Below are 20,614 nucleotides of genomic sequence, written 5' to 3'. Positions count from 1 at the left end.
CTAAAGGCCCCTCAGTCCCATTCCAGGCCGCCGCGCCGCCATACGTACGCGTACGCGACGAAGACGGTGAGCACGAAGAGCAGCATCTCCACGAGCCCGAAAATCCCCAGGGCGTCGAAGGTGACGGCCCAGGGGTAGAGGAAGACGATCTCGATATCGAAAATGATGAAGAGCATCGCCGTCAGGTAGTACTTGATGGGGAAGCGCCCGCCGCCGGCCGGCGTGGGGGTCGGTTCGATACCGCACTCGTAGGCCTCGAGCTTGGCGCGGTTGTACCGCTTCGGACCGATCAGCGTGGCCATGACCACGGAGAAGATCGCAAAGCCTGCCCCGAGGGCTCCCAGTACGAGGATGGGCGCATACGCGTTCACCGCTCCTCGCTCCTCTCAGTCGGCACTGACTGTGGCGGTTGTGCGTCGGGCCGATCCGGCCTCAACAGCCCCACGAACCACGCCCGCCCCGGCGAAGATCGAGAACATGTGAAGCAGGTCACAAGCCCAACCGCTCCGCATCTTATGCCCGTGGGTCTGTGATCTGCGACACGGGGTATTGCACAAGCTTTGTGATCTCCACCACCTGACGAACGATCATGAAGTCGGATGAGCAGTGATCTTCACACGCCAAGCATCCACCCGATCACCAAAGGTGACATTTTGCCTCGTCAGCGCAGCTCAAACGGGCCGTCTCCATATCAAGAAGCTTCCCGCGCATGCAAATTGGTGCTGGACTCGATCTCTTGATAGAGGAACGTTCACACGTCAGAGGGGGTCAGGAACGGGATGTGGACGTGTGCACGCGTTCACGAAGTCCCGACGCCGCGATCCGGCCACCGCCCCGACTGCCGCCCCGGCCGTCGATCCAGCCATTGATCCAGTCGTCGATCCAGCCACCGCTCCAGCCGTTGATCGAGTCGTCGATCCAGCCATTGATCCAGTCGTCGGCCCCCGCGTCGATCCCGCCGGCCGGCCGGAGTGCGACCGGAGCTCCCGGACGCGACGGCGCGGGCAACCGTTCCGTGACCTCCGCCACATTCATGAGAGGCGCATGAGAGGAGGGATTGGCCAACCAGTCCAACCAGTGGTAAGCGCGGGGCAATTCGGACGTAACGATGAAAGTACGTGATCACGGGCTGATCACGGGCGCCCGCAATGTCCGTTAGGGCGTCAATAAAAAGCGACACGCCCGGGATTCTGAGCCCCGGTTGAACAACTGTGGCGCAGCACACGTTTCTTGAAGATATGAAGCAGCGCCTGGTACCGGTTGTTCCCATGTCCCACACCGCTCACATACGCAGCCACCGGAAACCCCGCCGTACCGCGTCGTCCGCGATCGCGATGCGGGCCGGCGTTGCCGGTGGCGTCCTCAGCACCCTGGCAGTGGCCGGGGCGTCGGGTTCGGCGAACGCTGCCGAGCCGGTGACGCAGACCCTCGAACTGCCCACCCTGACGGCTGACCTGGCCGCCCAGGTCGCCCAGTCCGCGGACGCCACCCAGCAGGCCGCCGCGAACTACCAGCTGCAGGCCGAGCGTGACGCGGCCGCGGAGAAGGCCGCCAAGGAGGCCAAGGCCGACCTCGCCGTGGCCAAGAAGAAGGCCGAGGCGAAGAAGAAGGCCGCCGAGGAGGCCCGCAAGGCCGCCGCCGAGCGCGCCGCCCGTGACGCCGAGCGCACCACCCTCACCACCACCACCGCCGCCGCCACCACCACGACCGCCTCCGCGCCCGCCAGCGGCAGCGTCGCCACGGTCATCGCCTTCCTCAAGGCGCAGGTGGGCGACGCCTACGTCATGGGCGCCTCGGGCCCCAACGCCTGGGACTGCTCCAGCCTGGTCCAGGCCGCGTTCAAGCAGGTCGGCGTCGACCTGCCGCGCGTCTCGCAGGACCAGTCGATGGCCGGCACCGACGTCTCGCTGTCCAACCTCCAGGTCGGCGACATCCTCTACTGGGGCGGCAAGGGTTCCGCGTACCACGTGGGTGTCTACATCGGAGGCGGCCAGTACCTGGACGCCGCCAACCCCTCCAAGGGCGTCGTCATCCAGGACCTTTCCGGCTACCCCGCGTCGGGTGCCGTGCGCGTGCTCTGAGCCGCGTCCCGTCATGGGCCGGAGGGCCGCTGCCGCTCGGGGGCAGCGGCCCTCCGGTGTGCCCGCACATCGGGTTGAGATCGCCCGATTGCCCGAATCGTCCCGCCGCTCGGGCGGGTTGACGGTCCCGGTACGCACCGGCCGAACACCGTGCAGCCCCGTGACGGCCCCTCACGGCGCCCCGGCGCGTACGCCGACGGCCGGGGTCCGTCCTCCGGGCCCCGGCCGTCCACGGCGCCGCTCACGGCTTCACGCCGCGCGGGCGCTCACTCACGCCTTCGGCGCCACCTTGCTCAGACCGTTGATGATGCGGTCCATCGCGTCGCCGCCCGTCGGGTCCGTCAGGTTGGCGAGCAGCTTCAGGGTGAACCTCATCAGCATCGGGTGCGTCAGTCCGCGCTGGGCGGCGATCTGCATGACCTTCGGGTTGCCGATGAGCTTCACGAAGGCCCGGCCGAGCGTGTAGTAACCGCCGTAGGTGTCCTTCAGCACCCGCGGATAGCGCTGGAGCGCGATCTCCCGCTGGGCCGGGGTGGCCCGCGCGTGGGCCTGGACGATCACGTCGGCGGCGATCTGCCCGGACTCCATGGCGTAGGCGATGCCCTCGCCGTTGAAGGGGTTCACCAGACCGCCCGCGTCGCCGACCAGCAGCAGGCCGCGCGTGTAGTGCGGCTGGCGGTTGAAGGCCATGGGGAGCGCGGCGCCGCGGATCGGGCCGGTCATGTTGTCCGGGGTGTAGCCCCAGTCCTCCGGCATGGACGCGCACCAGGCCTTGAGGACCTCGCGCCAGTCCAGCTCCTTGAAGGAGTCCGAGGTGTTGAGCACGCCGAGGCCGACGTTGCTCGTCCCGTCGCCCATGCCGAAGATCCAGCCGTAGCCGGGCAGCAGCCGGTCCTGCGGACCGCGGCGGTCCCACAGCTCCAGCCAGGACTCCAGGTAGTCGTCGTCGTGGCGGGGCGAGGTGAAGTACGTGCGGACCGCGACGCCCATCGGGCGGTCCTCGCGGCGGTGCAGGCCCATCGCCAGGGACAGCCGGGTGGAGTTGCCGTCGGCGGCCACGACCAGCGGGGCGTGGAAGGTGACCTCCTGCTTGTCCTCGCCGAGCCTGGCCTTCACACCGGTGATGCGCCCGGTGCGGTCGTCGACGATCGGCGCGCTCACGTTGCAGCGCTCGTACAGCCGGGCGCCCGCCTTCTGGGCCTGCCGGGCGAGCTGCTCGTCGAAGTCGTCGCGCTTGCGGACCAGTCCGTAGTCGGGGAAGGAGGCGAGATCCGGCCAGTCCAGCTGGAGGCGGACACCGCCGCCGATGATGCGCAGGCCCTTGTTGCGCAGCCAGCCGGCCTCCTCGGAGATGTCGATGCCCATCGACACCAGCTGCTTCACGGCGCGCGGGGTGAGGCCGTCGCCGCAGACCTTCTCCCGCGGGAACTCGGTCTTCTCCAGCAGGAGCACGTCGAGTCCGGACCGGGCCAGGTGGTAGGCGGTGGTGGAGCCGGCTGGCCCCGCGCCCACGACGATCACATCGGCGGTGTTGTCGGAGAGGGGCTCGGTCACGGCGGGATCTCCCCAAGTTCGAAATCTGCGTGCCGACCGGCACTGGACACGGGCAGTCTATTCAGCACGATTGATCACCCGGCTGAAGGGCTGCCCCGTGAACCGAGCTCTCCCCGCTGTACGGTTGCGCGTCCCCACCCACGAGGACGCCTTCGCCTGGCACCGGATCTTCGACGACCCGGACGTCATGGAGTTCCACGGCGGCGCGTCGGCGGAGCTGTCGGTCTACGAGGAGCTCACCGCCCGCCAGCGCCGCCACGACGCCCAGCTCGGCTTCTGCCTGTGGAGCATGCTCGACGAGTCCGGCCGGGTCATCGGCTTCACCGGCGCCCAGCCGTGGGAGCGCGACTGGGGACCCACGGGCGAGATCGAGATCGGCTGGCGGCTCGCGCGGGAGCACTGGGGCAAGGGGTACGTCACCGCGGCGGCCCGGCAGACGCTGGAGCGGGTGACGGCGGCGGGCCTGAAGGGCGTGGTGGCGATGGTGGACGCCCGTAACTCCCGTTCCATAGCGGTCACCCGGCGGCTCGGGATGCGCCTCGCCGAGACGTTCACGCTCGCGTCCGGCCCGCGGGAGGCCCACTGCTACCGGCTGGACCTTTGACTGCTCTCCTCCCTGACGGGAGGGGATTCCTGGCTCAGGCCGCCTCCCGGAGCGGCGCTCCGGGAGGTCTTGCGCCCTCGACACCAGCCGGGTCCAGACCTGCCCGGAGAAGCATCACGCGGGCGGAGTTCTTGTCCCTCGGGGAGACGGCTCCGCACGCGGTGCAGGTGTAGGTGCGTTCCGACAGCGGCAGGGCGTGCTTGGCTCTCGCTCCGCACCGCGCGCAGTCCATGGTGGTGTGCGCGGGATGTACCAGCCGTACGTCCCGGGCGTGTTTGCGACCCATCTCGACCAGGGCCTGTTGGGTGGCGCCGATTGCGGCGTCGGCGGCCTTACGGGCCATCGAGGTGCGGGCGAGGAACTTCGGCCGGAAGTCCTCCACCGCGATCACATCGTGGTCCCGCACAACCTTCTTCGCCCACTTGCGGGCGGTGTCCTGCCGCTGTCGGGCGATCTTCGCGTACGTCTTCGCCCGCCACCGCTTCGCCTCCCGGTACCCCTTCGACCCCGCCTGCCCCTTCTTCGTTGGTTTGCGGCGGGCCATCATCCGGTCATAGCGGGACAGCTTCTGCTGTGTCTTGAGGCCGTGGCAGGGGTGGGGCAGGTCGTGGGCGTCGGAGGTGGTGGTGGCCGTCTCCTTCACGCCCCAGTCGACGCCGATCACCTCACCGGTCGGCGGCAGCGGCTCAATCGGGGCGGGGACGACGAACGAGGCGTACCAGTGCCCGAGACCATCGCGGTAGACCCGCACGCTCGACGGCTCGGCCAGGAGAGGACGCGACCACACCACGGTCAGGACGATCCCACCCGCCAAGTGCAGGCGCCCGTCCCTGAGGCGGAAACCACGCCGCGTGTAGTTCAGCGACGGGTCACTCCCGCGCCGCTTCTTGTGCCGGGGCATCCCGGCCCGCCGCTTCACCGGTAGCCGGTTCCTGATGTCCTTCAATGCCTTCGCGCGGGAGACGGCGAAGTCACGAATGACCTGCTGCTGCGGCACCGAGGCACCCTCGGACAGCCACGGCGTCACCCCACGGGCCCGCGTCAGCATCCCGTCCAGCCGGGCCGGACCGCATACCTCCCCCTCGGCGTAGGCCTTCCTGGAACGGGCCACACACTCGTTCCACAGCCACCGACACCGCCCCCACTCCCCCTCCAACCCCGCACGGGCAGTGGCCGACACCCGCAACCGGTAGGTGTACCGAGCACGCCCAACCGCCTCCCCCACAGCCCGCACCCCCTGCCTCTGTTCCGATCAGCCGACTCCCGACCCACTGACCGTACGTACGAGCCCCGCACTCCCGCACATATCTCCCGCCACAATCACCCCGCCCATCGACCAACGGAACGCGCGTTCGCATTCACCCGGCTCCGCTGCGCGCGGTATGCGGCCCTCTCCCGCAAGCCAGGGGTGCCCCCACTCCAGCGTGAATGCCGGGCCTCATCGCAAAAGGCCAGGTGAGCCCAACAACCGAAAGTCACCCAAAGTAATCAATTGTCACGGAAAGCCACGTAAAGCTTCCGGCGGGCACGGCACGGGTCTACTCTGCCGGTACCGCTTGGGGGGTGACGTCCGTGCGCAGGACACCCGGGACACCGACACCCGAAGTGCGCGTGCCGCGCCTGGTCGGGCTGATGGCCGTGGACGCGCGCGAGTCGGCCCGGGCACGGGGCCTGTCCGTCGACGCCCCGGACCGGCCGGACTTCCAGCGCGCCGTCGTCGACTACGTCGTACGCCAGTATCCGCAGCCCGGCACGGAGGTGCCGCGGGACTCCGTGGTCCACGTGTGGTTCGACCTCGGTGAGGGCGAGGGCGGCGGCGGAGTGCGCGAGCCGCGCGGGCCGGTGCCGCCCGCGGGCGGGTTCCGGCGGGAGCTGGAGGAGCCCGCCCTCCCCCGCGCGGTGGTGCTCAGCTCTCCTTGAACCCCCGGTGCAGCGCCACCACTCCGCCCGTGAGGTCGCGCCACGCCACCTTCGACCAGCCGGCGCCCTGCAGCCGTCCGGCCAGCGCGGGCTGGTCGGGCCAGTCGCGGATGGACTCGGCGAGGTAGACGTACGCGTCCGGGTTGGACGACACCGACCGGGCGACCGGCGGCAGCGCGCGCATCAGGTACTCGGTGTAGACGGTGCGGAACGGCGCCCACGTCGGGTGCGAGAACTCGCAGATGACGATCCGCCCGCCGGGCCGGGTCACCCGGTGCATCTCGCGCAGGGCCGCGTCCGTGTCCTGCACGTTGCGCAGCCCGAAGGAGATGGTGACGGCGTCGAAGACGTCGTCCTTGAAGGGCAGCCGGGTCGCGTCGCCGGCCGTGTACGGGAGCCAGGCGTTGTTCCGCTTGCCGACCCGGAGCATGCCCTGGGAGAAGTCGCAGGGCACGACGTAGGCGCCGGCGCGGGCGAAGGGCATCGACGAGGTGCCCGTGCCGGCCGCCAGGTCCAGGACCTTCTGCGCGGGCCGGGCGTCGACGGCCTTCGCGACCTCCTTGCGCCATCGCCGGTCCTGGCCGAGGGACAGCACGTCGTTCGTCAGGTCGTATCGTTCCGCGACGTCGTCGAACATCGAGGCGACTTCGTGCGGCTGCTTGTCCAGGGATGCGCGGGTCACGCGCCCATTCTTGCAGCCCGCCCACCGGGCAGGAGCGTCGGCTTCCGGCGCGCGGCGACGTCCTCGACCCAGCCGCACGCGAGGACGAAGCCGCCGATCAGGACCCAGCCGACGCCGAACAGGAACCACCGGCTCTCCAGCGGCAGGTGCGCCTCGAACGCGGGCACCTCCCAGAACCGGTCGATCAGCGGCACGGCCAGGATCAGCGCCAGTTCGTGCCAGAGGTAGATCGTCACGGCGCGCGCGTTGAACACGGCGACCAGCCGGGAACGGGACGGCCCCACGAGGCCCGCGTACTCCTTGGCGTACATCAGCAGCGTCACGAATCCGGCCGACCAGAAGGCCTGCGCGAGCGGGTTGTCGTCCAGGTCGTAGGTGCCGCCGTACGCGGACTGGTGGGCGAGGGCGTACCAGCCGCCGTAGGCGAGTGCGGCGAGCGACGCCACGGTGACGACGAGGGGGCGCAGCCGCCCGAGCACCCCGTCGTGGTGGGCGAAGCCGAGGAGCCAGCAGAACAGGAAGGTCACGAGGTCGGTGAGGGCGCTGCCGAACCGGCCCTCCGGCGGCTGCCACACGTACGTGAGGACGACGACCGGGACGAGCGACAGCGCCAGCACCACGACCGGGGCCAGCCGCAGCACCCGCAGCAGCAGCGGGGAGAGCAGCACGAACCACAGGTACGTCCGCAGGTACCAGACGATGTCCCAGGCCTGTTCGGCCCAGGCGCTGCCCGGCGGATCGCCGAGCGGAACGATCCAGTACACGATCTGCCACCCCGGCATCCAGCCGTGCACCAGCATCGCGGTGACCACGAAGAGGCCCCAGAACCAGAACGGCGGCAGCAGACGGCGGACCCGGCTCCGGATCACCGTGAGCGCGGGGCGCCGCAGCGACCTGGCCATCAGGGTGCCGGCCAGCCCGAACATCACCCCCATCGACGGGAAGACCAGGCCGGCCCAGGCCCAGCCGAAGGTGTGGTACGCGACCACCCGGACGAGGGCCACCACGCGCAGGAGGTCGAAGTACCCGTCACGGCCCGCGGGAGCTGCCGGGGCCTCCGGGGCCGCCGGGGCCTCCGGTTCCGGGCTTTCGGCCCGTACGGCCCGTACGGCCCCCTTGCGGTGCGCTCCCATCAGCCGCCCGTCCCCGCCGGCATCCCGACCTCGCCCGTCCGCTTCAGCTTCTGCCAGCGCAGCCGGCCGCCGGTCAGGGCGGTGACACAGGAGTGGATGAGGACGAGGTACATCATCTGCCGGTACGCGAGCTGCTGCAGCGGCATCATCAGCAGGTACCGGTACTTCTCCCGGTCGAGCCGGAAGGCGTACGCGGCGCACACCAGCTGCACTCCCAGGACGGCGCACCAGGCCAGCAGGGCGGCCTCGAAGTCGACGAAGAGCATCGAGTACACGGTGAACACGTCGATGAGCGGCGCGAACACCGGCGTGACGACCTGGAAGAGCACCACCAGGGGCATGCCGACCCGCCCGAAGCGCCCCGAGGGCCCCTTGTCCGTCAGGGACTTGCGGTGCTTCCACAGCGCCTGCATGGTGCCGTACGACCAGCGGTAGCGCTGCGACCACAGCTGCCGCAGCGACCGGGGGGCCTCGGTCCACGCGCGCGCGTGCTCCTCGTAGACGACCCGCCATCCCGCGCGGTGCAGCGCGATGGTGACGTCGGTGTCCTCGGCGAGGGTGTCCTCGCTCATCCCGCCCGCCTGGAGCACGGCCTCGCGGCGGAACGCGCCGATCGCGCCGGGGATGGTGGGCATGCAGCGCAGCAGGTCGTACATGCGCCGGTCGAGGTTGAAGCCCATCACGTACTCGATGTGCTGCCAGGCGCCGATGAGCGTGGAGCGGTTGCCGACCTTGGCGTTGCCCGCGACGGCGCCCACCGCCGGGTCGGCGAAGGGCTGCACCAGGCGGCCCACGGTGTCCGGTTCGAAGACGGTGTCGCCGTCCATCATCACGACGATGTCGTGCCGGGCGCTGCGGATGCCGTTGTTCAGGGCGGCCGGCTTGCCCGCGTTCTCCTGCCGGATCACCCGGACATTGGGCAGGCCGAGCGCCTCGGCGAGCTCCGCCGTGCCGTCCGTGGAGCCGTCGTCGACGACGACGATCTCGATCGGGTGGGTGCTCCCGGCCAGCGACCGCAGGGTGTTCTCGATGCACTCCTTCTCGTTGTACGCCGGGACGATCACGCTGACCGGCCGGGTGACGGGCGGCCCCCAGCCGAAGCGGCGTCTGTTGCGCTGCCGGTGGTGGCGCCGGGCGAGGACGAGCATCAGCCCGAACCGCCCCATGACGGCCACGCCCACGATCACCAGGCCGGCCGAGAGCGCGGGCACCGTCCACTCGGCGACGGCGACGGCCGCGACGAGCGCCTTGCCCTCGTAGAGGGTCGCGCCGGTGGCGGTGCGGTGGGAGGCCTGGAGCACGTTGCCGGTGCCGGACGGGGCACCGGCGGCGGGTCCGCCCGCTCCGGATCCGTCGACCCCGGCTCCGTCGGCTCCGGATCCACCGGCGGGCTGCTGCTGCTCGGCCATGGCGCCGCTGACGGTGGTGAAGCCGTAGCCCTTCGCCTGCATCTTCTCGATGTATTTCGACAGCGCCGCGAGGGTCTGCGTGCGGTCGCCGCCGGAGTCGTGGAAGAGCACCGAGGCACCCTCCCCGTCCTCCGGGGTGGCCCCCTCGACGATCTTCGCGACGCCCGGCTCCTTCCAGTCCTCGCTGTCGGTGTCGATGAAGACGCTGGTGTACCCGTCCTCGCCGAGCTGCTGGTAGACCTGCCAGCTGTAGTTGTCGACGGCGTCCGTCTTGGAGGAGTACGGCGCCCGGAACAGCGTGGTGGTGATCCCGGCCGCGCCCGCGAGCGCGAGCTGGGTCTGCTCCATCTCCCGGGTGACGCGGGAGGAGCTCTGGTACGACAGGTCGACGTGCGTGAAGGTGTGGACGCCGATCTCGTGGCCCTGCTCGACCAGGTCCTCCACGATGTCGGGGTGGCGCGACACCATCGAGCCGACCACGAAGAACGTGCCGGGTACGTCGTACTCCTCCAGGACCTCCATGACCTTCGGCGTCCAGGTGGGGTCCGGTCCGTCGTCGAAGGTGAGCACGATCGTCCTGTCCGGGACGGAGGTGGTCTCGGCCTGCCCGCCGGGGAAGGTGAGGATCGGGCCGCCGTCGAGGACCTCGTCGGGCACCTCGGAGGACGAGGCCCCGGTGCGGACCCGCTGGTCGTCGCCGACCTCGGCGCGCAGATAGCCGTCGAGCAGCATCACGCAGGTCAGGGCGAGCAGGAGGAGCAGCGCGAGGAGGACCCGCGGCCGGTGCAGCGCGGCGGCGCGCCCGGCGGCGCGCTCGATGCGGGTGGGGGCGCGGCGCCGGCCGCGCGCGGGGGGCGCGGCGGTCATGAGGTCGCCGAGGGGGTGGGGACGGCGGTGGCGCTCGGAGTGCCGGCCGGCGGGGACGGCGGTGTGCCGGTCGGGGCCGTCCCGCCGCGCGGTCCCGCGCCGCCACCGGGAGCGGCCTCCCCCTGCCCGCCCCCGAACGGCAGCAGCGAGGCCGGTGTGACCGAGGTGCCGATGCCCATGAAGGCCGTCCCCAGCACGACCGCGTACCCGGCGCAGACGGTTCCCAGGAGCAGGCCGATCCGGCGCAGCAGCCTGGCCCGGCGTCCGGAGGAGTCGACGAAGACGGGCCCCTCACCGGGCCCGTTGCGGCGTTTGCGGCGACGGCCGCGCGCGGCGGCGCGGCTTTCGATGGCGGGATCGGAATGCATGGCCCGGACGGTAGGGGCCGTTGTGTGGGGAAAACCCGGTGCTTCCTGTGAGTCTCCCGTGGGAAGGCCGCGAACCTCTCCGTCCCCTGAGAATCACCCGGAACCGGGCGCACATCCTCAGGAAGCGCACAGACCCCTGTGTCACGTTGACCGTCCACCCGACGTCTCATGAAGGGAACGAGCATGATGCGCGGTCCACTGAAGTCCGTTGCCGGGCTCGCCCTCCTCCCGGCCCTGGCCCTGGTCGCGGCCACCGCGGGCTGTTCCGCCGGGGGCACCACGACGGACGCGGCCCCGGCGGACCCCGCCCCCTCGGCCTCGTCGTCGTCCGCGCCGGTCACCGCGTACGCGCCGTACGTCAGTGCCGTCGCGGCCTCCGACACCGACGCGGCGGGTTCCCCCACGACGTACAACCTGGCGTTCGTGATCTCCTCCGGCAGCGGCTGCACCCCGTACTGGAACGGCACCCAGGACATCGACGACGCGACCGTGACGTCCCGGATCGCGGGGCTCACCGGGTCCGGCGCCGACGTCCGCGTCTCCTTCGGCGGCGCCTCCGGCGACGAACTGGCGGCCACCTGCGACACCGCGGCCGAGCTGGCGGAGGCGTACGGCACGGCGCTGGACGCGGCCGGCGCCACCCGCGCCGACTTCGACGTCGAGGGCGACGAACTCGCCGACTCCGCCTCCGTGGACCTGCGTTCGGAGGCGATCGCGCTGCTCCAGGAGGAACGCACCGACCTGGAGGTCTCGTTCACGCTCCCGGTCATGCCCTCGGGGCTCGACGAGGACGGGCTGGCCCTGCTGGCGTCCGCCAACGACCACGGCGTCCGGGTCGCCACCGTCAACCTCATGACGATGAACTACGGCGAGTCCTACGACGGTGACATGGGCGACTACGCCCGCACCGCCGCCGGGGCCGCGAACACCCAGCTCCAGGACGTCTTCGGGCTGTCCGAGGCCGCCGCCTGGCGGGGCATGGCGCTCACCTCGATGCTCGGCGTCAACGACGTGGAGGGGGAGACGTTCACGCTCGCGGACGCGGCGGAGGTGCGGGCCTTCGCGGAGGAGAAGGGCGTCGCGTGGGTGTCGATGTGGTCGACGTTCCGGGACAAGGAGTGCGGCGAGGACGCCTCCGCGGACGACGCGTTGACGAACTGCAGCGGGGTGGAGCAGGAGGACGGGGCGTTCGGGGAGGCGTTCGCGGGGTGAGGACCGGCGCCGCCACGGAACCGGTGCCGCCACGGAACCGGTGCCGCCACGGAACCGGTGCCGCCACGGAGCCGGCGCCGCCACGGGTCAGCGCCGCCGGTACACCAGGCGGCCGCCCACGACGGTGGCCACGCACGTGGACGCGCCGTCCCGCACGAGGGCGTCCCGGTCGGGCACGTCGAACACCGCGAACCGCGCGGGTTTCCCGGCGGCGAGGCCCGGCAGCAGCACGAGAGGAACCGGGGAGAGCGCCGCGGGCCCGGGCAGTGCGGCCGGACGCCCCGCCAGGGCGAGCCCGGCCCTGCGCACCGCGTCCAGGGCCTCGCGGCCGCGCAGCTCACCGGCGACCGCGACCGTTCCGTGCGCCAGCATGCGCTGCACTCCGCGGCGTGCGCTGGCGCCCCGCGCGGACGGTCCGGCGGCCAGGAGTGCCCGCGCGCGCTCCCCGAACACCGGCTCGGTACCGAGCCGGTCCGCCTCGCGCGGGTCGGGGTGGTACGCCTGCTCCAGCAGTTCCGGACCGTAGGGGTTGAGCAGGCCGGGCGTCAGGATGCCGGGCCACCGCCGCAGCCGGGCGTCCGGATGACCGGCGGCCAGCTGTTCGTACGGGCCGACGGCGGCGATGTGCGCGCCGTCGACCACGACGGCGGTCTCGGGCGAGGCGTCGGCGGTGTGAAGGGTCAGCACGGGGACGTCAGTTGGAGGCCAGGAGCTTCAGCTCCGGGTGGGCCGTGCCGCCCTCGATGGCGGTGGAGGAGATGTGGGAGACCACGCGGTCGTCGGCGGGGTCGTTCGCCGGGTCGTCGTGCACGACGAGGTGCTCGTACGTCGTCGACCGCTGCGCCGGGACCCGTCCCGCCTTGCGGATCAGGTCGATGATCTCCAGCCGGTTGGAGCGGTGCCTGGCGCCGGCCGAGGAGACCACGTTCTCCTCCAGCATGATCGAGCCGAGGTCGTCCGCGCCGTAGTGCAGGGAGAGCTGGCCGACCTCCTTGCCGGTGGTCAGCCAGGAGCCCTGGATGTGCGCCACGTTGTCCAGGAAGATCCGGGCGATGGCGATCATCCGCAGGTACTCGAAGAGGGTGGCCTGGGTGCGGCCCTTCAGGTGGTTGTTCTCGGGCTGGTAGGTGTACGGGATGAACGCGCGGAAGCCGCCCGTGCGGTCCTGCACGTCACGGATCATCCGCAGGTGCTCGATCCGCTCGGCGTTGGTCTCGCCGGTCCCCATGAGCATGGTGGACGTGGACTCGACACCGAGGTTGTGCGCGATCTCCATGATCTCCAGCCACCGCTCGCCGGACTCCTTCAGCGGCGCGATGGCCTTGCGGGGGCGGGCGGGGAGCAGTTCGGCGCCCGCGCCGGCGAAGGAGTCGAGCCCGGCCGCGTGGATGCGGGTGATCGCCTCGTCGACGCTCACCTTGCTGATCCGCGCCATGTGCTCGACCTCGCTCGCCCCCAGGCTGTGGATGACGAGCTGCGGGAACTCCTTCTTGATGGCGGCGAAGTGCTTCTCGTAGTACTCGACGCCGTAGTCCGGGTGGTGCCCGCCCTGGAACATGATCTGCGTGCCGCCGAGCTCGACGGTCTCGGCGCAGCGCCGCAGGATGTCGTCGAGGTCGCGGGTCCAGCCCTTGGCGGTGTCCTTGGGGGCCGCGTAGAAGGCGCAGAACCTGCACGCCGTGACGCACACGTTCGTGTAGTTGATGTTCCGCTCGATGATGTACGTCGCGATGTGCTCCGTACCGGCGTACCGGCGCCTGCGCACGGCGTCGGCGGCGGCGCCCAGCGCGTGCAGCGGGGCGTCGCGGTAGAGGTCGAGGGCCTCTTCGGGGGTGATCCGCCCACCGGCGGCGGCACGGTCGAGGACGGTCTGAAGGTCGGCCTTCTCGGTCACCGGCGTCCCTTTCGGAGGGGTTGTGGACGGACCGATCCAGCGTACGCCAGCACTTCCGGGCGACCGGCGTCAGGCCGCGTAGGCGCCGATCAGCAGCCCGGTGAAGGCCCCGCTGATCAGGAAGGGACCGAACGGGATCGCCGTCTTGCGTCCCGCCCTCCGGGCGACGACGAGTGCGCCCCCGTACAGCGCCCCGAACACGAACCCGGCGAGGGTGCCGAGCATCACGGTCGGCCAGCCGTACCAGCCGAGGACGGCGCCCGCGCCGAGCGCGAGCTTCACGTCGCCGAAGCCCATGCCGCCCGGGTTGACGAGGAACAGCACGAAGTAGCCGGCGCCCAGCGCGAGCGCGCCCAGCAGGGCGGTGGTCCACTCCCCCGCGTGCTCGGGGGTGAGGGCGGCGAGGCCGAGCAGGACCAGGGCGGCCCCGGCGAAGGGGAGCGTCAGCGGGTCGGGCAGCCGCTGCACCCGGAAGTCGACCACCGCCAGCAGCACGCCGACGGGCGCGAGCAGCAGCCAGACGCCCAGCTCGGGCCGGGTCCCGGTGGCGGCGGCGAGGGCGGCGCAGACGAGGGCGGTGACGGTGGCGGGAGCGGCGCCGGGTCCGTACGGCGGTCCCGCGCACGGCCCGCACCGGGCCCGCCCGAGCCAGCCGCCGACCGGATGCCCCGCCGGACACGCCGCCCGCCACTCCTCCCCCGGCGGGACGGAGAGCCGGTAGGCCGCCCGCGGCAGCACCGCGCCGGCCGCCGCGCCCCACAGCGCGGCGGCGACGATCAGCCAGAGGTCCAGGTAGGCGCTCAGGTGGTCGCTCATCCCGCCGCCACGACCACGTCACGCCGCGCCGACAGCGGCGCCCCGCTCCTCGGAGCCGTCGAGCGGGACGGGCTGGGACTGCGGCGTCGCGGCATGGCGGGTGTCCTGGGTCGGCGACAGGAGGGACTACTGGACCTACAGGGATCTTATTGACTCGAACGGCCCCGGTCGAAAGGCCGGAGCCGTTCTCTTCGCTCGCGGCAGTCAGCGAACGGCGATCTCCCTGACGGCACCTTCGAGACCACCCAGGACATCCAGCCAACCCACCACTGAGGTCGGTCCCTCAGCGGCGCATCAGCCCGCCCGGTCGGCGAACAGAGCAGCCGGATCAGTCACTTGCATGGCCCGGTCTGCCCAGGTCCTGAGCTGCTCCGGGTCGGAGCAGGCGTTCACCCTCACACGGATGTCGTCCGTGACCTCAAGGGGCCCGGCGTCCGCGAGAGCCAGGACGAGCTCGGCGAGCGATTCAGGCGACCAGTCAGCCTCGGCCGTCATCTCCAGGTAGGCCCGCAGGAAGACAGGGTGCCCGAAGAGGATCATCGGCGGGCACCTGTCCTCGTCATGACAGTCGTGGTGCTCAGTCGACGAGCTGACCATCGGCTCTCCTTCCTGGTCGGAGTGATCAACGCGTCAGACCGCGGCAAGGTCACACCACACGTACTTGCCCCGGCTGCCGTCCCTCGCGTGGGGCTGCCAGCCCCAGAGGTCGGCGCAGGCCCGCACCAGGGCCAGTCCGCGCCCCTCCTCCGCCTCGGTGAGCTGCTCCCAGCGCCCCGGCGGCTCGGGCGGTTCCGGGTCCGTGTCCCACGCGCCGACGCGCAGCACGCCGTCCGCCCAGCGCACGCGCAGCGCCGCCGGCCCCTTCGTGTGCCGTACGGAGTTGGCGACCAGCTCCGTCGCCAGCAGTTCGGCGGTGTCGACGAGGCCGATCAGGCCGTGCATCGTGAGGATCAGCCGGAGGGTGCGGCGGCAGATGGTCACGGCTCGCGGGTCGTTGGGGATGGACAAGGTGTACTCCCATGGGGTCACCGAGTCGATGGGCTCGCTTTCGGGCATGGGTGGACTCCGCTCGGAGAAGGGGATGTCAGCCGGTGGCACCGCCGCTCCGCCACGGCATGGCGAAGCAGTGCACTTCCGGCACCGGGCAGTTCCGCACCGTGCGCGGAACATCACTGACGGTATTTCCTAACTTTAGGAAGCTGCAAGCGTCTGCCGTACTCTGACCCTCGAACGAGGTACTTGGGCCAGGCACTTGAGACCAGGAGGCATGGGTTGCCGCCGAAGAGACACCTCACGGCCCGTAGGGTGCGATTGGGTGCCGAGCTGCGCAAACTGCGCGAGGCGATGGGTATGAAGTCGAGAGAGGCTGCGGAGCTGCTCGGCGCCGACTCCGTACAGATAAGCCAGATCGAGTCCGGCGTCGCAGGTGTGAGCGCCAAGCGCGTACGCCACCTCGCGGCGCACTACGCCTGCACGGACGAGGAGTTCATCGACGCACTCGTCGCGATGGCCACCGATCGCACGCGTGGCTGGTGGGAAGAGTACCGAGGAGTACTGCCCTCGGTGTTCCTGGACACCGCCGAGGTCGAGCACCACGCCACGGCCCTGCGCGAAATCGTGATCACGCACGTTCCCGGGTTGCTTCAGACCGCTGACTACGCCCGTGCGGTGTACACCTACATGATGCCGGGCCTACCCGAGAGCGAACTGGCGCCTCGAGTAGAACACCGGATGCGGCGGCGCGCCGTGATCGAGGGAGACGACCCGACACCATACGAGACGATCATCCACGAGTTCGCCCTCCGGGTCCGCGTGGCCGACCGCCAGGTGACCCAGGCCCAACTCCGCCGGGTTCTGGAGCAGATCGAGGGCGGTCACGCGGTCGTGCGCGTCATCCCCGTCAACCAGGACGGCTTCGCCGGTGCCGACGCCTCGATGATGCACGCATGCGGCCCCGTACCCCAACTTGACACCGTATTGCGCGACTTCCCCACCGGAACCGCCTTCATCGACGTCGAACCTCAGTTGAATCAACTTCGAACACTGTTCCGTAAAGTGGAGAAGGCGTCGCTGGCCCCTGCGGCTTCGCTTGATTTCATCCACCACTTGACGAAGGAACTGTGAGACGAGCCATGACCGAGCCCCTGCGCTGGCGGAAGTCCTCGTTCTCCGGCGGCGGCGACGGCAATACCTGCGTGGAGGTCGCATCGCTGCGCACCCGAGTCGCCATACGCGACTCCAAGCGCCCCACCCGCGGCCCCCTCTCCTTCCCGGCCCCCGCTTTCGACGCCTTCGTCGACGCCCTCAAGTCGGGCGGTGGGGACGGGATCGGAGGCAAATGAGCCGGGCCCCGGCCTGCGAACAGACCGGGGCCCGGCGCACGCCGGAAGCGACGCTCAGAGCATCGTGGTGCGCACGGCGCCCTCGTGGGCCACCGAGCCGCCGAGACCGGCGGAGACGCTGAGGGGGCCCGCCTCGGCGTAGACGCCTACACCGACGGAACCGTGGTCCGCGACGACGGCCACACCGGCGTCGATGCCGGCGGAGACGGACTGACCGCCGGACACGTTGTCGAGGTCCGCGTCGGAGATTTCGGCCGTTTCGACCTGGGGGACGAAGTTCATGGCTGGCCTTTCCATTCGTAGCAAGGAACGCAGCGGCGGGGAATTCGCCGGAAGCCCGGAACCGGGACTCACTCCGACGAGCCGTGCGCACCGATCAAAGCACTCACGCCAACAGCCGACCAGTGGCGCGCAGTCGACGGAAGCTGCCTCAGCGTCACCGAATTCACCAGTGTGGTAATCCGGTCATGAAACAGGCCGACTCCTTCACATCACCCACCGGTTCCCGAAGCCTCCGGCCACCGGCAGGCACTTTTCCGAACGGCTCCTCACACCGCGCCACGGCTTCCTCCCGGTTTCCCTCCCTTTCCGTACGTCCGTCCGGTGAACGGTGTGCAGGTCCGAGGGATTTTTCGGGTCGGGGCGACTGTGACACTTCCGGGAGCGTCAGACCGCCCCGTTCTCCTCCGCCGCCTCCGACGTCACGCGTCACCCGCATCACGCGTCGGGAAGGTCCCCGTATCGATCTCGACCCGCTCCCCGGTGGCCAGCGTGAAGCTGACCGGCTCGCCGTACGGGATCTCGGCGGTCCGCCCGTATCCCGAGGCGCACGGCTCCGACATCAAGGTGACCGTCCTCTTGAAAGGGTCGGCGATCATGTAGAAGTCGATCCCGAAGCGACCGTACTTCCGAACGTTCCGAACGTAGTCCTTCTCGTCCTCCGGTTCCGACGGGACCTCGACCACCGCCAGCACGTCAAGGCACGAATAGCTGTTCTTCCGGCGCTCGGCATCGAAGTCGACGATCGTCAGGTCCGGCGCGGCGTCGTTCTCCCCGGGGAACGTGATGAGTACGTCACCGAAAACACGTTCCCGTGCGATCCCGGAGGCCTTGACCGCGTCCTTGACGTCGGAGACGGTCCAGTCCTGCTCCGGACTCTGTGGCGTCATGATCACCCTGCCGTCGAACACCTCGACCTTGTACCCCTCGGGGACGGCACCCCGCTCGATCAGCTCGCTCATCACTGACACGGCAGCTCACCTCCTACCGGCATTATGGCTGGCCGAGGCAGGGCGGGTGCGGCTTCGGACCGGCCCGCCCGGGTGTCAGACGGCCGGCAGCGCGTAGATCTCGGGTCCGTGGGTGGCCAGCAGCCGGTTGCCGGAGACGGCCACCTGCCACGGTTCGCCGTTGTCCTTGTTGTCGTCGTAGACCCAGCGGAGCTTGCCGGTCCCGGTCTCCAGCGCGACGAGGCCGCCGGACAGGGCGCCGCCCGCCCCGTAGAGGGAGGACCCGACCCGCAGGAACGTCTCCGGGCCGTCGACCTCCAGCTCCTCGCAGAGCCAGGTCCGCTTCCCGGTCCTGACGTTCACCGCCCAGACGCCGTCGTCGTGGTCGCTGACGTACAGCACGCCGTCGATCACCGACGGGTTGCGGAAGCCCCGGCGGCCGTTGGGGGAGAGGGTCCAGCGGGTGTCGCCCGTGTCGGCGTCGACGGCCGTCAGCTCGTCGCCCGGCAGGAGGACGAGGCCGTTCGCGACCGTGGGCCGCCAGGTCCAGTCCTCACCGATCTTCCTGGTCCACAGCTGCGCACCCGTGGCGGTGTCCCGCACCGTGAGATTGCGGTGGGAGTCGGCGTACACCAGGTGCTTGCCGGAGACGCTGCCCTGGACGTCGTAGTCGTCGGTGCCCCAGTCCCGTCGCTGCAGCCATGTCTTCCTGCCGGTGGTGTGGTTGATGGCGGCCACGGCCGTCCGGTGGTCCGTGGCGCTCCTGGACTCGCCGAAGTCCTTCGCCGTGACGTAGACGTTCGTGTCGTCGACGGCGATGGCGGAGTCGACCGCGACCGACGTGCCCAGCCGGCTGCGCCAGACCTCCTCGCCGGTCCTCACGTCGAGGGCGACGAGCACGCCGTCGTAACCGCCGTCGGCCAGGAACACCTTGCCGTCGTGGAAGAGGAGGGGCTCTCCCGGGCGGCACGCCTCCTTCTTCGACCAACGGGCCTTCCCCGTCCTCACGTCGTACGCCACGAGCGGATCGCCGCTGATCAGCAGCAGGCCGTCGTGCGTGAGCAGCGGTACGAGGGAGGTGGTGCTGTCCTCCGCCGCCGACGTGTGCCACAGGGGCTGGGGCGCCACCCCGGGCGGCGGCGTGGTGAACCGCTCCCCGGCCGGGTCGGCCGCGCCGCCCCGGCCCGCCCCGCCCGGCGTGGCAGGGGAGCCGTCCCCGTTCTGTGCGAGCCACCAGGCGGCTCCGCCGCCCACCACGGCGACACCCGCGGCGGCGCCCAGCGCCAGGCCGAGCACCCAGCGACGGGACCGGACGGCGCCGGCGCCCGGCCCGCCGAGCCGCACCGTGCCGGGCAGGGGTGTGCCCGGAGCTCCTCCGTGGGCGGCGGAGCCGTGACCCGGCGTCGGCGCGCTTCCGTACCCCGGCGTCGGCGCACCGCCGTACCCCGGGGTCGGCGCGCCGCCGGGGTGACCGCCGTACGCCTGGGCCGGGTCGCCCGCACCGGGTCCCGCCGTCATGGTCGGCGCCGGGCCGAAGGACGCCACGGCCGGAGCCGGGTCCGGGGCGTCCAGGTCGAGGATCCCCGCCGCGTGCGTCGCGATCGTCGACGCCACCGCCGACGGCAGCCAGTCGGTCAGGACGGGCTCGACGCCCCGCGGAGCGAGGGACGACACGATCCGCGCCGGTGCGGGGCGGTGGGCGGGGTCCTTCATCAGGCACGCGCGGACCAGGCCCAGCAGGGACTGCGGTACGCCGGTGAGGTCGGGCTCGCCGTGCACGATCTGGTACAGCAGCGCGGCGTGCGAGGAGGCCCCGTCTCCGAAGGCCCCCCGCCCGGTCGCCGCGAACGCGAGCACCGCGCCCAGGGAGAAGACGTCGCCCGCCGGGCCGACGTCCATGCCCTGTGCCTGCTCCGGGGACATGTAGCCGGGCGATCCGACCACGACTCCCGTCTGCGTCATGCGGCTTCCGTCGACCGCCCGGGCGATGCCGAAGTCGATGACGCGGGGGCCGTCGGCGGCCAGCAGCACGTTGGACGGCTTGAGGTCGCGGTGGATCAGGCCCGCCGCGTGCACCTCCTGCAGCGCCGCGGCGAGGCCCACGGCCAGGGCGTGGACGGTGCGCTCCGGCAGCGCGCCGTGCGCGTCGACCACGTCCGTGAGGTCGGGGCCGAGCACGTACGTCGTCGCGAGCCACGGCAGCGCCGCCTCCGGGTCGGCGTCCACGACCGGCGCGGTGTGACGGCCGGACACCGCCTTGGCTATCCGCACCTCGTGCCGGAAACGGGCCCGGAAGTCGGCGTCCGCCGCGAGGTCCTGACGGACCACCTTCACGGCGACGGTACGGCCACCGGGCGAACGCGCCAGGTACACGCGTCCCATGCCGCCGGCGCCGAGTCGTCGCAGCAGGCGGTAACCACCCAGTTCGCGCGGGTCGTCCGGCTGCAGAGTCTCCATGGTGGCCTTCCCCCGTCGTGATGCCCGTGCGGCATGTGATGCGGCT

At 71.0% G+C, this 20,614-nt stretch carries 22 protein-coding genes; 6 read left to right on the top strand and 16 right to left on the bottom strand.

The genetic code is table 11. The features are described 5' to 3' along the window. Positions 1–11: 11 nt before the first annotated feature. Both AB0A94_RS00595 and AB0A94_RS00590 read right to left on the bottom strand, forming a co-directional pair. Positions 12–371: an NADH-quinone oxidoreductase subunit A gene (locus AB0A94_RS00595; RefSeq protein WP_003974383.1), complete on the bottom strand. Its 360-nt coding sequence runs from the start codon at positions 369–371 to the stop codon at positions 12–14. A gap of 397 nt (positions 372–768) precedes the next feature. Continuing rightward, positions 769–1,035, bottom strand: coding sequence for a hypothetical protein (locus AB0A94_RS00590; protein ID WP_361736674.1), 267 nt, complete (start codon positions 1,033–1,035; stop codon positions 769–771). Between the two features lie 203 nt (positions 1,036–1,238). Between AB0A94_RS00590 and AB0A94_RS00585 the strand changes: the two genes are divergently transcribed. Continuing rightward, the gene (locus AB0A94_RS00585) at positions 1,239–2,081 is read left to right on the top strand and encodes a C40 family peptidase (RefSeq protein ID WP_361736671.1); all 843 of its coding nucleotides are present in this window, start codon (positions 1,239–1,241) and stop codon (positions 2,079–2,081) included. A 270-nt stretch (positions 2,082–2,351) separates the two neighbouring features. Here AB0A94_RS00585 and AB0A94_RS00580 read toward each other — a convergent pair whose 3' ends face one another. Beyond that, positions 2,352–3,635: a geranylgeranyl reductase family protein gene (locus AB0A94_RS00580; protein WP_361736668.1), complete on the bottom strand. Its 1,284-nt coding sequence runs from the start codon at positions 3,633–3,635 to the stop codon at positions 2,352–2,354. A gap of 97 nt (positions 3,636–3,732) precedes the next feature. Here AB0A94_RS00580 and AB0A94_RS00575 point away from each other — a divergent pair, with 97 nt between their 5' ends. Further along, positions 3,733–4,239 (top strand): GNAT family N-acetyltransferase, encoded by a 507-nt coding sequence (locus AB0A94_RS00575; RefSeq protein WP_361736665.1) that lies wholly within the window; start codon positions 3,733–3,735, stop codon positions 4,237–4,239. 34 nt (positions 4,240–4,273) lie between these two features. Here the strand turns inward: AB0A94_RS00575 and AB0A94_RS00570 are convergent, their stop codons facing one another. Next, positions 4,274–5,473: a transposase gene (locus tag AB0A94_RS00570; RefSeq protein WP_361736662.1), complete on the bottom strand. Its 1,200-nt coding sequence runs from the start codon at positions 5,471–5,473 to the stop codon at positions 4,274–4,276. 398 nt (positions 5,474–5,871) lie between these two features. Between AB0A94_RS00570 and AB0A94_RS00565 the strand changes: the two genes are divergently transcribed. Next, entirely contained in the window at positions 5,872–6,159 is a 288-nt protein-coding gene (locus tag AB0A94_RS00565; RefSeq protein ID WP_361737522.1) for a PASTA domain-containing protein, read from the top strand. On the opposite strand, the gene AB0A94_RS00560 is transcribed toward AB0A94_RS00565, so the two are convergent. From AB0A94_RS00560 to AB0A94_RS00545, 4 genes are read right to left on the bottom strand one after another with little or no spacing between them, the layout of a single operon-like run. Continuing rightward, positions 6,146–6,841: a demethylmenaquinone methyltransferase gene (locus AB0A94_RS00560; protein WP_361736659.1), complete on the bottom strand. Its 696-nt coding sequence runs from the start codon at positions 6,839–6,841 to the stop codon at positions 6,146–6,148. The two genes, AB0A94_RS00565 and AB0A94_RS00560, sit on opposite strands and share 14 nt — an antisense overlap. Further along, positions 6,838–7,974 carry an acyltransferase gene (locus AB0A94_RS00555; RefSeq protein WP_361736656.1) on the bottom strand — a complete coding sequence of 379 codons (1,137 nt, stop codon included), beginning with the start codon at positions 7,972–7,974 and terminating at the stop codon, positions 6,838–6,840. Before AB0A94_RS00555 ends, AB0A94_RS00560 begins: the two co-directional genes overlap by 4 nt. After that, entirely contained in the window at positions 7,974–10,250 is a 2,277-nt protein-coding gene (locus AB0A94_RS00550) for a bifunctional polysaccharide deacetylase/glycosyltransferase family 2 protein (protein ID WP_361736653.1), read from the bottom strand. Before AB0A94_RS00550 ends, AB0A94_RS00555 begins: the two co-directional genes overlap by 1 nt. Next, positions 10,247–10,618, bottom strand: a complete 372-nt coding sequence (locus AB0A94_RS00545) for a hypothetical protein (protein ID WP_361736650.1) — start codon at positions 10,616–10,618, stop codon at positions 10,247–10,249. The genes AB0A94_RS00550 and AB0A94_RS00545 overlap by 4 nt, the downstream gene beginning before the upstream one ends. A 186-nt stretch (positions 10,619–10,804) precedes the next feature. Here AB0A94_RS00545 and AB0A94_RS00540 point away from each other — a divergent pair, with 186 nt between their 5' ends. Further along, positions 10,805–11,830, top strand: coding sequence for a chitinase (locus tag AB0A94_RS00540; protein ID WP_361737519.1), 1,026 nt, complete (start codon positions 10,805–10,807; stop codon positions 11,828–11,830). 87 nt (positions 11,831–11,917) lie between these two features. Here the strand turns inward: AB0A94_RS00540 and AB0A94_RS00535 are convergent, their stop codons facing one another. From AB0A94_RS00535 to AB0A94_RS00515, 5 genes are all read right to left on the bottom strand, one after another. Then, complete coding sequence (locus AB0A94_RS00535; RefSeq protein ID WP_361736647.1) at positions 11,918–12,517, bottom strand: hypothetical protein; 600 nt, start codon at positions 12,515–12,517, stop codon at positions 11,918–11,920. Between the two features lie 7 nt (positions 12,518–12,524). After that, positions 12,525–13,724 carry a cyclic dehypoxanthinyl futalosine synthase gene (gene mqnC, locus AB0A94_RS00530; RefSeq protein WP_361736644.1) on the bottom strand — a complete coding sequence of 400 codons (1,200 nt, stop codon included), beginning with the start codon at positions 13,722–13,724 and terminating at the stop codon, positions 12,525–12,527. Positions 13,725–13,793: 69 nt separating this feature from the next. Continuing rightward, the gene (locus AB0A94_RS00525; protein WP_361736641.1) at positions 13,794–14,540 is read right to left on the bottom strand and encodes an A24 family peptidase; all 747 of its coding nucleotides are present in this window, start codon (positions 14,538–14,540) and stop codon (positions 13,794–13,796) included. 294 nt (positions 14,541–14,834) lie between these two features. Continuing rightward, the gene (locus tag AB0A94_RS00520) at positions 14,835–15,137 is read right to left on the bottom strand and encodes a hypothetical protein (protein WP_361736638.1); all 303 of its coding nucleotides are present in this window, start codon (positions 15,135–15,137) and stop codon (positions 14,835–14,837) included. Positions 15,138–15,170: 33 nt separating this feature from the next. Then, positions 15,171–15,596, bottom strand: coding sequence for an ATP-binding protein (locus tag AB0A94_RS00515; RefSeq protein ID WP_361736635.1), 426 nt, complete (start codon positions 15,594–15,596; stop codon positions 15,171–15,173). A gap of 216 nt (positions 15,597–15,812) precedes the next feature. Here AB0A94_RS00515 and AB0A94_RS00510 point away from each other — a divergent pair, with 216 nt between their 5' ends. Next, on the top strand, positions 15,813–16,664 hold the full coding sequence (locus tag AB0A94_RS00510; protein WP_361736632.1) for a helix-turn-helix transcriptional regulator: 852 nt from the start codon (positions 15,813–15,815) through the stop codon (positions 16,662–16,664). Between the two features lie 8 nt (positions 16,665–16,672). Then, positions 16,673–16,882: a DUF397 domain-containing protein gene (locus AB0A94_RS00505; RefSeq protein WP_361736630.1), complete on the top strand. Its 210-nt coding sequence runs from the start codon at positions 16,673–16,675 to the stop codon at positions 16,880–16,882. Between the two features lie 54 nt (positions 16,883–16,936). Here AB0A94_RS00505 and AB0A94_RS00500 read toward each other — a convergent pair whose 3' ends face one another. The 3 genes from AB0A94_RS00500 to AB0A94_RS00490 all read right to left on the bottom strand — a co-directional run bounded on the left by AB0A94_RS00500 (position 16,937) and on the right by AB0A94_RS00490 (position 20,568). Next, the gene (locus AB0A94_RS00500; protein WP_361736627.1) at positions 16,937–17,164 is read right to left on the bottom strand and encodes a hypothetical protein; all 228 of its coding nucleotides are present in this window, start codon (positions 17,162–17,164) and stop codon (positions 16,937–16,939) included. 419 nt (positions 17,165–17,583) lie between these two features. Continuing rightward, the gene (locus tag AB0A94_RS00495) at positions 17,584–18,123 is read right to left on the bottom strand and encodes a Uma2 family endonuclease (RefSeq protein WP_361736624.1); all 540 of its coding nucleotides are present in this window, start codon (positions 18,121–18,123) and stop codon (positions 17,584–17,586) included. Positions 18,124–18,207: 84 nt separating this feature from the next. Next, complete coding sequence (locus AB0A94_RS00490) at positions 18,208–20,568, bottom strand: PQQ-binding-like beta-propeller repeat protein (RefSeq protein ID WP_361736621.1); 2,361 nt, start codon at positions 20,566–20,568, stop codon at positions 18,208–18,210. Positions 20,569–20,614 lie beyond the last annotated feature (46 nt).

This window comes from Streptomyces sp. NPDC044984, from assembly GCF_040646935.1.
In the GTDB taxonomy this organism is placed as follows: domain Bacteria; phylum Actinomycetota; class Actinomycetes; order Streptomycetales; family Streptomycetaceae; genus Streptomyces.
Note: the sequence above shows the minus strand (reverse complement) of the source record. Positions and strands in the feature narration are given on the sequence as shown.